This is a genomic window from Paraclostridium sp. (genome assembly GCF_051656405.1).
Classification (GTDB): Bacteria; Bacillota; Clostridia; order Peptostreptococcales; family Peptostreptococcaceae; genus Paraclostridium.
This window is the reverse complement of record NZ_JBOGBV010000036.1, coordinates 1-11119: the sequence shown is the minus strand read 5'-3', so window position 1 is coordinate 11119 and position 11119 is coordinate 1. Positions and strand designations below refer to the sequence as shown.

The 11119-nt window shown below is 28.7% G+C and carries 9 protein-coding genes; 1 reads left to right on the top strand and 8 read right to left on the bottom strand.

Annotation, left to right across the window (positions count from 1 at the left end):
• Nucleotides 1-2497, bottom strand: a 2497-nt coding sequence (locus ACRDDE_RS05155) for an FAD-dependent oxidoreductase (RefSeq protein ID WP_438626011.1), incomplete at its 3' end; no start/stop codon positions are given.
• A 46-nt stretch (nt 2498-2543) separates the two neighbouring features.
• The gene (gene hypB, locus ACRDDE_RS05150) at nt 2544-3212 is read right to left on the bottom strand and encodes a hydrogenase nickel incorporation protein HypB (RefSeq protein ID WP_438626009.1); all 669 of its coding nucleotides are present in this window, start codon (nt 3210-3212) and stop codon (nt 2544-2546) included.
• Between the two features lie 308 nt (nt 3213-3520).
• On the opposite strand from hypB, the gene ACRDDE_RS05145 reads away from it, so the two are divergent.
• The gene (locus ACRDDE_RS05145) at nt 3521-4123 is read left to right on the top strand and encodes a TetR/AcrR family transcriptional regulator (RefSeq protein ID WP_438626007.1); all 603 of its coding nucleotides are present in this window, start codon (nt 3521-3523) and stop codon (nt 4121-4123) included.
• 48 nt (nt 4124-4171) lie between these two features.
• Here the strand turns inward: ACRDDE_RS05145 and ACRDDE_RS05140 are convergent, their stop codons facing one another.
• The 6 genes from ACRDDE_RS05140 to ACRDDE_RS05115 all read right to left on the bottom strand — a co-directional run.
• Nucleotides 4172-4738 (bottom strand): 50S ribosomal protein L25/general stress protein Ctc, encoded by a 567-nt coding sequence (locus tag ACRDDE_RS05140; RefSeq protein ID WP_438626005.1) that lies wholly within the window; start codon nt 4736-4738, stop codon nt 4172-4174.
• Between the two features lie 421 nt (nt 4739-5159).
• Entirely contained in the window at nt 5160-6431 is a 1272-nt protein-coding gene (locus tag ACRDDE_RS05135; protein WP_438626003.1) for a DEAD/DEAH box helicase, read from the bottom strand.
• A 172-nt stretch (nt 6432-6603) separates the two neighbouring features.
• A complete protein-coding gene (locus tag ACRDDE_RS05130; RefSeq protein WP_021434070.1) occupies nt 6604-7257 on the bottom strand; it encodes an HNH endonuclease in 654 nt (217 codons plus the stop codon).
• Nucleotides 7258-7518: 261 nt separating this feature from the next.
• Nucleotides 7519-9543, bottom strand: a complete 2025-nt coding sequence (locus tag ACRDDE_RS05125; RefSeq protein WP_152650790.1) for an FtsX-like permease family protein — start codon at nt 9541-9543, stop codon at nt 7519-7521.
• Nucleotides 9527-10294, bottom strand: a complete 768-nt coding sequence (locus tag ACRDDE_RS05120; RefSeq protein ID WP_046822887.1) for an ABC transporter ATP-binding protein — start codon at nt 10292-10294, stop codon at nt 9527-9529. The genes ACRDDE_RS05125 and ACRDDE_RS05120 overlap by 17 nt, the downstream gene beginning before the upstream one ends.
• Before the next feature lie 189 nt (nt 10295-10483).
• A partial coding sequence (locus tag ACRDDE_RS05115) for an ATP-binding protein (protein ID WP_438626002.1) occupies nt 10484-11119 on the bottom strand: 636 nt, incomplete at its 5' end.

Sequence of the window (11119 nt, the reverse complement as noted above, 5' to 3'; positions counted from 1 at the left end):
CTACAACAGTAGCTCCACAACCTAAACATCTTTCTGTTTCTTTTTTCATTTGTTCTTCTGTAAAAGTAAGACGCATATCTTTGAAAGATTCTTTTGCATCTACGCCAGATTTATGATTTGGTCTTTGTCTTGGCATATTGTCATATCCTTCTAATTGCAAGCTTTTCTTATCAAATTCATGATAATCTCTTCTATCACGTCCATTTACTAAACTTTGTCCTGGCTGAACAAAACGGTGAATTGATATAGCTCCTTGCTTACCTGCTGCTATTGCATCTATTGCAAATCTAGGACCAGTATATGAATCTCCTCCAGCAAATATATCAGGTTCATTTGTTTGATAAGTAAATCCATCAGCTTTTATTGTATTATTAGGATTTAGCTCTACTTTGCTTCCTTTAAGTAAATCACCCCAGTCAATACTTTGACCTACTGAAATTAGAACATAATCAGCGTCTACTACTTTTAAATTATCTTCATCAAATACTGGAGAGAATCTTCCGTTTTCATCAAACACAGAAACACATTTTTTAAATTCAACCCCTACTACTTTTCCGTCTTCTACAATTATTCTATTAGGCCCCCAAGAGTTGTTTATTACTATATCCTCTTCTAAAGCTTCTTCTATTTCTTCTTCTAAAGCAGGCATTTGTTCACGATTTTCTAAGCAGAACATATTTACACTATCTGCACCTACTCTTGTTGCATTTCTTGCAACGTCTATCGCAACATTTCCTCCACCAATAACAACTACTTTTCCATTTAGTTTTACATCTTCTCCTAAGTTAACATCACGTACAAATTCTACCCCTGGTATAACACCTTCTGCATCTTCACCTTCTATATTTAATCTTCTACCAGCTTGTGCCCCGATTGCTAAATAGAAAGCTTTATATCCATCTTTTCTTAATTCATCTAATGTAACATCCTTACCTACTTCTATACCTGTTTTAAACTCTACACCCATTTGTCTTAGTATCTCTATTTCAGCATTAACTACTTCTTTTTCCAATCTGAAAGAAGGAATTCCTAAAGTTAACATCCCACCAAGAGCTTTTTGTTTTTCAAATACCGTTACCTTGTATCCATCTATTGATAAGTAATATGCACATGAAAGTCCAGAAGGTCCTCCACCTATTATGGCAATCTTCTTACCGTAATTATGTCTTTTTTTAGGAACGAATCTATGCTCTTCTTTTAAGTCTTGTTCAGCTACAAACTTTTTAATCTCGTCTATAGCTATTGGTGAATCTATATCCCCTCTTGTACATGCTGACTCACACTTTCTAGGACAGATACGACCACATATAGCTGGGAATGGATTCTCTTGTTTTATAAGTTCTAAAGCTTCTTTGTATCTTCCTTGTGAAGCAAGTTTAATATATCCTTGAACAGCTATATGAGCAGGGCATGCAGTCTTACATGGACTTGTTCCACTTTCTACTACATCTTCTCTATTAATTCTATAATCTTCATTCCATCTCTCTGGTCCCCAATCAGTATTTCTTGGAGTTTCTTTTCTTTCTATTTTATCTACGATAGGTTTGCTAGAACATAATTTTTGACCAAGCTTTAAGGCATTGGTTGGACAGTTAACTACACACTCTCCACAAGCAACGCACTTATCTTTATCTACTTTAGATACATAGTTAGAACGTACCATATCAGTATTTGCAAACATATTTCCACCCTTAAGTGCTAAACAAGAACATCCACAGCAATTGCATATTGCATGAGTTTTTCCTGATCCATCTAGGTTTGGTATTTGGTGCATTAATCCATTTTCTTCAGCTCTTTTTATTATTTCAAAAGCCTCTTCTCTAGTTATTTTTTTACCTCTTCCTGTTCTTATGTAGTATTCAGCTGCATGGCCTAATTGAATACACATATCTTCTTTTAGATGTCCACATCCTTCTCCCATACTTTCTCTTGCTGTACGACATGAACAATCTGATACAGAGAATTTATCACTTTCATTTAAATATTTTGATATTTCCTCATATGAAGCTCTTCTTGTTTCCCCATCTATTGCAGTTTCTATTGGAATAACACGCATAAGTCCTACGCCTGGAGGAAAACTTCCTGTAGATTTTGGTCCATTTTCCACACCATAATCATGAAATGCTTTAGGAATTTGCGGATATTTTTTAGCCTGTGCCTTATTGTTAACCATCATTTCCATAATTCCTGGTACCCAAGTTTCATACCAGAAAGTGTCTACACCATCTATTTCATTAACGAAAACTACCCCTATTTCTGATAATTCTAATAGTAACTCTGTACACTTTTCAACACTCTTCCCACATAAAGGTGCCACTTTCTCAGCCGTTATTTTCTTTCTAATCTCCATACAAAGTAAAACTTCTGCCATTTCATCTGTTACAACTGGCTCTAAAATTCTATAACGTGCATCATTTTCACCAAAGTATCCTCTAGCCCCTGGTTTTTTTCCACTAACTTGATTTGCAAATTGAAGAACCTTTTCTTTAACTGCCATCTTAATCCCCCTAAAAATTATAATTTTTATATTATATTATATTATATTAATTATTCCAAGCCTTTACTTCTGCTCTTATCCAATTAGCCCATTCATCGATACCTTCACCAGTTTTGGCTGATATATCTATAACTTTTGCATTTGGATTTCGTTTTTTAATATATTCTTTAACTAAGTTTAAATCAAAGTCAAAATATTCTATAGCATCAATTTTGTTTATTAAAACCACATCCACTACTGAGAATATTAATGGATATTTCAAAGGTTTATCATGCCCCTCTGGTACGCTAAGTATCATAGCATTTTTCGAAGACCCAGTATCAAATTCTGCTGGACATACTAAATTTCCCACATTTTCTAATATTACAAAGTCCACATCATCTGTTCCAAGTTCTACTAACCCTTGCTTAGTCATATCTGCATCTAAATGACACATTCCACCTGTATGTAACTGTATTACCTTTGCTCCTGTTTTTGAAACAGTGTCAGCATCAACATCTGAATCTATATCAGCTTCCATAACCCCTATTTTCATCTCATCTTTTAAAGCTTCAATAGTTCTTAAAACTGTTGTAGTCTTCCCTGAGCCAGGAGAAGACATTAAATTTAATAAAAAAGTGTTATCTTTCTTTAAGTCAGATCTAAGTAAATCTGCTTGTTCATCATTGTTCTTAAAAACACTTTCCTTTATCTCGATAACTTTATACTTTTCCATAAACTTACCCCCTAATATTTATTGATATTGTTAAAAGTATTTAGTATATTTACAATCAACTATTTTACTTTGATTAATCTTATATCATCATTTGTTAACTTTGTAACACTCCATACAGAATTAATTTCACCGAATCACATTCTGTAATTAAAATATATCATCTTTACCATATTTTGTAAATGTATACATGTCGTTTTCATTTGCTTTCTTTCACAACTTTTCATTATATATTTACTTTTTTTATGCTATACTAAGTAATTATATAATTTACTGTATTCACATTGCAGTGCTATAGAAAGGTATTTGTCATGAAAAAATTAACTAATAGACAAAAACAAGCTATTGCAACCAAACTTAGAATTACACAAGTAGCAACTGAACTTTTTAAATTAAATGGATTTGATAGTGTAAAAATTCAAGATATCTGCCAAGCTGCAGAGATTTCAATAGGAGCTTTTTATCATCATTTTAAATCAAAATCAGAAATAATTAACACGGCTTATGAGCAAGTTGATATTTTAGTATTGGATAGACTTGAAACAAAAGATTTAGATTCAAATCTTGATAAATTATTATTTTTATTAGTTGAAGGTGCTGTTGTTATGGAAGAACTTGGTTGGGTATTTGTAAGTGAAATATATAAAAATTTACTTTCAATAGAATCAAAGTATTCTACTAAACCTGACCGTTATATAGCATTAGAAGTTAGATCAATTATAGAAGATTCACTAAAAAGTGGTGAGTTAAATAGCTCTATTTCTTCATTTGATTTGACTATGATAATTATGAGAATATCTAGAGGTACCATATTTGACTGGTGTCTTCATGAAGGAAGTTATGATCTTAAATCTAGAATGGAATTTGAATTAAACTTACTTCTTTCTAATTTTAAAACTGAAAAATTAGATTAAAAAAAGTCGCTAATTAAGCGACTTTTTTCATTTTAAGTACAATAATATTTACCCTTCAACAGCTTCCGCAGCATTATTCTGTTTCTCACTTATACGCAATACAATATTGTCTGGATCAACTTGTAATTCAATTTTATCACTCTGTAGTTCAGGAATTTCTCCAACAGTTATAACATTACCTGCCTTCATTCCATCAACGTCAATAGTTATAGTATCAATCATATATTTAGGTAAAGACGCATATGGAATTTCAAGCTGCATTTTCTCCACTACCCCTTGGATTTTCGCATCATTGACAACAATTATATGAATTACACTGTTGACCTTTTCATTTGCACTTAATGCTTGAAAACTAATATTTAAAATTTCATCGTTCACTCTATTCAGTGATTTTTCCTTGATTTGTACCGGTATTGTTTGTCCTTCAATATTCATCACCAATTTACTACCTTCACGATTTAGGCGAATTAATCTGCGTGCAACAGATTCTTCCATTTGAATAGATATTGGATCTGTCAAAGATTTTCCGAATACATTCCCAGGAACTAAACCGAGTCGTCTCATTTTTTTTGCCTTTACATTAAAATTACGTTTTTGAACATTAATAGTTTCCATTTTGTTTCCTCCTAATTATTTTATAATATATGCCTAATTGCAACTCAGTACGTTGCAATGAAACAATCGATAGAAGTTAGATTATTTAAACTAGACTGTCAAAATACTTCAAAGTAAAAGTCTTAATATTTTTTGAACCCTAATAAAAAAGAAAGGCTATTCATACAACGCAATAAGCGCGATACTAAAAGCCCTTCTCTAAAGACGGTTCTTTTTTATTTGTAATTTTAAGTATAGTATATAGCAGTTACGATTGAAAATCAAGGTAACCATTTTCCTGACCATATATACTTTTCTTGAAATTGCATATAAATTACCTTGTAATAAAAAAAGTACTGATTAAAAAATCAATACTTTTTTCATAAATTTCAATGGTGTAGACTAATCATGCTTAAATTCAAATTATCTTGCCAACCTCATTTTAATTTTTATTTTTATTTTTATTTTTATTTTTATTTTTATTTGTAAATTTAGCTTTGCTTTTATTACCGTTACTTTTATTAGGTCTTCTTCCGCCCCTATTGTTCTTATTCGCTGATACAGTTATATCCTCTGCACTAGATACAAAGCTGTGATTTTCTACAACTTCAATCTTTTTATTTATAAGTTTTTCTATAGCCTTATAAAGATCTCTTTCTTCCATTGCACAAAATGCCGTTGCTCTACCACTTCTTCCCGCTCTTCCTGTTCTTCCAATTCTATGAACATAAGTCTCTGCAACCTCTGGTAAATCATAATTTATTACATATGGTAGATCATCAATATCAATTCCTCTTGCAGCTATATCAGTTGCTACCAGTACTCTAATCTTACCTTCTTTAAAATCATTTAATGCTAGCTGTCTTGCATTTTGCGACTTATTACCATGTATTGCCGCAGCACTTATTGATGATGATATTAGCTGTTGTGTTATTTTATTTGCTCCATGTTTTGTTCTTGAAAATACAAGTACAGATTCTTTTGGGTTACTTTTTAATAACTCTATAAGTAAGTTTGTCTTTTGCTTTTTACTTACAAAGTAAATATTTTGGTCAACCATCTCAGTTGTTGATGAAACTGGTGCAACCTCTACTCTAACTGGATTTTTAAATATTGAATCTGCTAATTTTGATATTTCCTTTGGCATAGTAGCTGAGAAGAATATATTTTGTCTAACCTTTGGAAGATAGCTCATTATTCTTTTTACATCATGTATCATACCCATATCTAACATGCTGTCAGCTTCATCTAAAACAAAGTGTTTAACATCATTTAATTTCAAGAATTTTTGATTATATAGATCAAGCATTCTACCTGGAGTTGCTATTAGTATATCTACACCTTGCTTTAATGCTTTAGTTTGAGGATTTTGAGATACGCCTCCAAATATAACTAAACTTTTTATATTTGTATGCCTTGCATAAGCTGCAAAGTTTTCTTCTATTTGAATTGCTAATTCTCTTGTAGGTGCTAGTATTACCGCTTTTATAGTTCTTTTACCTTTTAGTGGTTTTTTATCATTATATATTTGTTGTATTATAGGTATTGCAAAAGATGCTGTTTTTCCAGTACCTGTCTGTGCACATCCTAACAAATCTCTACCTTCTAATAATGGTGTTATTGACTTTGATTGTATTGGTGTTGGTTTTAAATAGCCTTCTTCCTTTAGTGCTTTTTGTATTGGCTTAATTATGTCTAAATCTGTAAATAGCATTTATATCTCCTTTTTATTTCCTTTTATATTAATCTAAATTGTTTACAAAATAAAATAAACACTTCCTATGCCATTTAATATCTAAACATAAAAAGTGCTTATCTTTTCTATTATACATCATATCTTTTAAAATAACGATATATATATTTACCATTTGCTACTTAATTTTTAATTATTTTAGTTTATTTTCTAAATTTTTTCTTCTATTATCTAATGGATTTAAGTTTATATGATGAACTCTTTCTTCTTCACTAGGTTTCATTATTACATCTTCCATATATACCTTACCACTTGGAATATGTGCTATTACGCTAGGTTGTTTATGACCTTTTGAATATATCCATGTATACTTCTTATTTACTACTCTATCTAAATCTTTAACTGATACTAATGCCTTTGCTTGTGGCTTTCCATATCTATCTTTTAGTATTATAGCTACTGTTTCGTCGTCTATATTTTCATATTCATTTTTTTCTCTTCTATTAACAATCTCTAAATTAGATTTTCTATTATCTAATGTATCTCCATTTATATGTCTAATTGGAGCTGATGATTGAGTATCTAATATTACTGATTGGATATTTCTTTTAGTGCTCTTAACTTTTTTATTTTCTTTAGTTGTAGTTATATTTTGAACTAAGTAACTATTAAAGTCTTTATGCCATTCAGCAAACCAAACTCCCATAGCTTGTACCTTTTCTAAATCTTCTGTATCTATTTTAGCTATAAGCTCAGAACCATTCTTTTTAAGTATTGTTATGTTAGTAACTGAACCTTGACTCTCATAATTATTTTTTGTTGTTTTGTAATTATTTATGATAATCACCTCTATCTTTAAATTAGTGTTATTTAAGTTTAACAGAATTTGTTGATAAAAGCTAATAAGTTTTATTGTTAGCCCTTTAGTTGCTCAAAAAACTTTTTTATGTTCAAAACATAGCATATTGATATAACTAAATTTCATGGATTATTCATAATTTTTAGCAAGTATAATTTCATTAAACGTAAAAAAGATATTGATTAAATAATCAATATCTTTTTTACGTATTTAAATGGTAGATTATTATTTTTAATCATAATAAATTTATTAATAATCATTATTAACTATCCTTTTGTATCCACTATATGTAGCTAAAAAGTAGATACCATATATGATTAATATTGAACTTATTGAAATAATATTATTGCTTATCATATCATAGTTTCCAAACATTTTGATAAAATTATTTGCTACTTTTATACCAACTATATTGTGAACCAATGCAAGTCCAATAGGAAGTATAAAGTATAGTAAAACCTGTAAAAATATCGATTTATTTATCATTTCCGTACTTACGCCAAGCCTTCTAAGTGTCTTATATCTTTCCATACTCTCAGTGGCACCAGCTAGTTGGCTAATGGCTAGCACTGCTGCACTAGATATTAAAAATACTATTCCTATATAAAGTCCTACAAACAAGAATATATTTGAAGTTGCCATACTATTTTCAAAACACCATATCTTAGTAATAGCAAGTATTTTATGTGAATTCTCTTTTCCATATGTATCTTCTATTACTTTATCAATATTTTTTGATACCATTTTTTCTTTATCTAATTTATTTCCTTTATAGTTAAGACTTAGATTTTTTTCATAAATATTCATATCTTTGACTTGATTATCATTAACTATTAAAGTTGTCTGATTCATACTCATCGGAAGTGTTTTAATTGATTCAAATTCATATGATTTATTTACGTTAAGTATATTGTTATTTATTTTAATATCATCATTGTTTTCTATAAAATCTTTTACTGCTTCTTCCATCGATGCCATATCAGTAAGTAGTGTAACTTCACCTTCTCTTAAGTCTAAACCTTTTTTATTTTGCATTTTCATAATCTTATTGTAATCAGATATTTTAATTATAGGTACATTAAAATCACCTGTATCATCTATTTGTTTTTTCAAAAACTGATTATTTGTATTTTTAAACATCTTCTTGAAAGGCATCTCACTGTTATATAAATTATACTTTAAAATATCACTCCCATAATCACCTAAGTTTATTCCATGCTCCTTTAAGTATTGATCAATTTCGATATTATCTTTTTTCCCTTTAACTTCTATACTCATCCACAGATCAAATGGTGTTTGAAATTCTACTGTATTTTCAAAAGAATTTTTCATACCTATTCCTGTTGACATCATCCCTATTGCTACAAATAACATTAAACATATTATACTTATAGATATATAATGAGTATTTATTTTACTATTAAACTGTCTTAATGTGAAAGTATTAAGATTTTTTAGGTAATAGTTTTTGCTACTTTGGATAACTTTTATTAAAAATCCTGCCAATGCTCTAAAGAATAGCACAGTACCTATAATTCCTAAACATATAGACTTTTTAAACTCTGGTGTATTTAAGTTAACTAACGTATTTTCTAGTATAAGTTTATAAGAATATCCTAAACAAATTATAGAAAAAATAAATAGTATTACCGATATAGATAAATTTGTTTTTTTAAGCTTTTGATTAGCTTTTGACCCATTTATCAAATCAATCAAATTATATCTTGATACCACTATAAAATTTAATACCATAACTACCATAAATATTATTCCAAAATAAAATATTGTTTTTAAGCAAGCTTCTTTAGAGAATATAAATTGATATTTAGTCATACTAGTTTTAAATAGTTTTGCAGTTATTCCAGCTAATCCTTGTGATAAAAATACTCCTACAAAAATCCCTGCTAATAATGACAATATTCCTATTATAATAGTTTCAGTAAATAAAATTATAGATATCTTTTTTTTACTAATTCCTAATGTCATATATATACCAAATTCTTTATTTCGCTTCTTTATCATAAAATTATTTGCATATATTACTAAAAATCCTAAAATAAAAGATACGAATCCTGAAACTACAGATATTATTTGTGAAATTAGGTGTACATAATTCTTTTTGCTTTCTGATAAATCCATCATTATGGTCTGAGAATCTAATGAGTTAAATATGTAAAATACACAAACTCCTAATGCTAGTGTAAGAAAATATATACTATAAGCTCTCATACTTCTTTTTACATTTCTTGAAGATAATTTAAATAACACTGTCACAGTCACCTCCAAGAAGTGTAACTACTTCTAAAATTCTTTTGAAAAATTCTTTTCTACTATCGTTTCCTCTTATAAGCTCATTAAAAATTTTTCCGTCTTTTATAAATAATATTCTTTTACAATAACTCGCTGTAAAAGCATCATGAGTAACCATCATTATTGTAGAATTTAAAGTTTCATTTAAATTTGATATACTTTCAAGTAATATTCTTGAAGACTTAGAATCTAGAGCTCCAGTTGGTTCATCTGCTAATATTAACGATGGATTTGTAATTATCGCTCTTGCCGATGCTACTCTTTGTTTTTGTCCTCCTGATATTTCATAAGGAAATTTATTTAGTATATCTGATATATTTAACTTATTTGCAACTTGCTTTACTTGTATATCTATATCTTTTCCTTTGACTCCTATAACTGATAACGCTAAGGATATATTTTCATATACAGATAGCGTGTCTAATAAATTAAAATCTTGAAATATAAATCCTAAATTCTCTCTTCTAAACTTCTCTATATTTTTTCTAGATAAAGTAGTTATATCCTTACCATCTATCTTTATAGACCCTGTTGTTACTTTATCTATTGTTGCTATACAGTTTAATAATGTAGTTTTTCCGCTTCCGCTTGGCCCCATTATTCCTACAAACTCACCTTTATCAACTTCAAATGATATATTATTTATTGCTTTTGTTAGATTTTTTTTATTTCCATAGTATTTTTCTATGTTTTTAACTTCTAGTATTGTGTTCATATATTCCTCCCCCTAAAATGTATAATCTATTACCTATTAATAAACTAAATTTTCTTTTCTTATTTAGATTTAATCTTCTATTTCTAGATAATGAATTTGTTTTATACTTATAGATTATAGTATCTAGAGTTTTTATTTAATAACTTAACCTTACATAAAACTTACACTGGTGTAAGTTTTATGCAAAAATTAATTATTGATTATTTTCATCATATTATTTTCTGGGAAGGTGATTTTAACTACTGTGTATTCATTTATTTTTGAATCTATGGATATACCTAGAGACATTTTATCTGCTAGTTTTTTAGAAATGTATAACCCCATTCCAGTTGATTTTTTAAGCTTTCTTCCATTTAATCCTGTGAATCCTTTTTCAAATACTTTCCTTAAATCTTTTTCATCTATCCCTATACCATTATCTTCAATAAATAACTCTGTACTGTTGCTATGTTCTTCAATATAAATTTTTATTTTCCCATTTGCTCTATATAGCTTCTTATTTATAGATTTATTTCCAATATATTTTACTGAGTTTATTATAATTTGATTTAAGATAAATTCCACCCATTTGTTATCACAATACACATTCTTATTAAAGTCTTGTATATCTATTGATATATCTTTATCTCTTATAGCTTTTTTATTTCTTCTTATTGTGTTATTTACACACTGCCTTAAGCTTATTTCTTTTACTATATAATCTTTTTCTAGTTCATTACTTTTAGAGTAATATAAAACTTGTTCTATATAATTTTCTATCTTTTCAATTTCTTCTAGTATGCTTAATGTATGTTCATTTTTATTATTTTCTATTATTAGTTTACT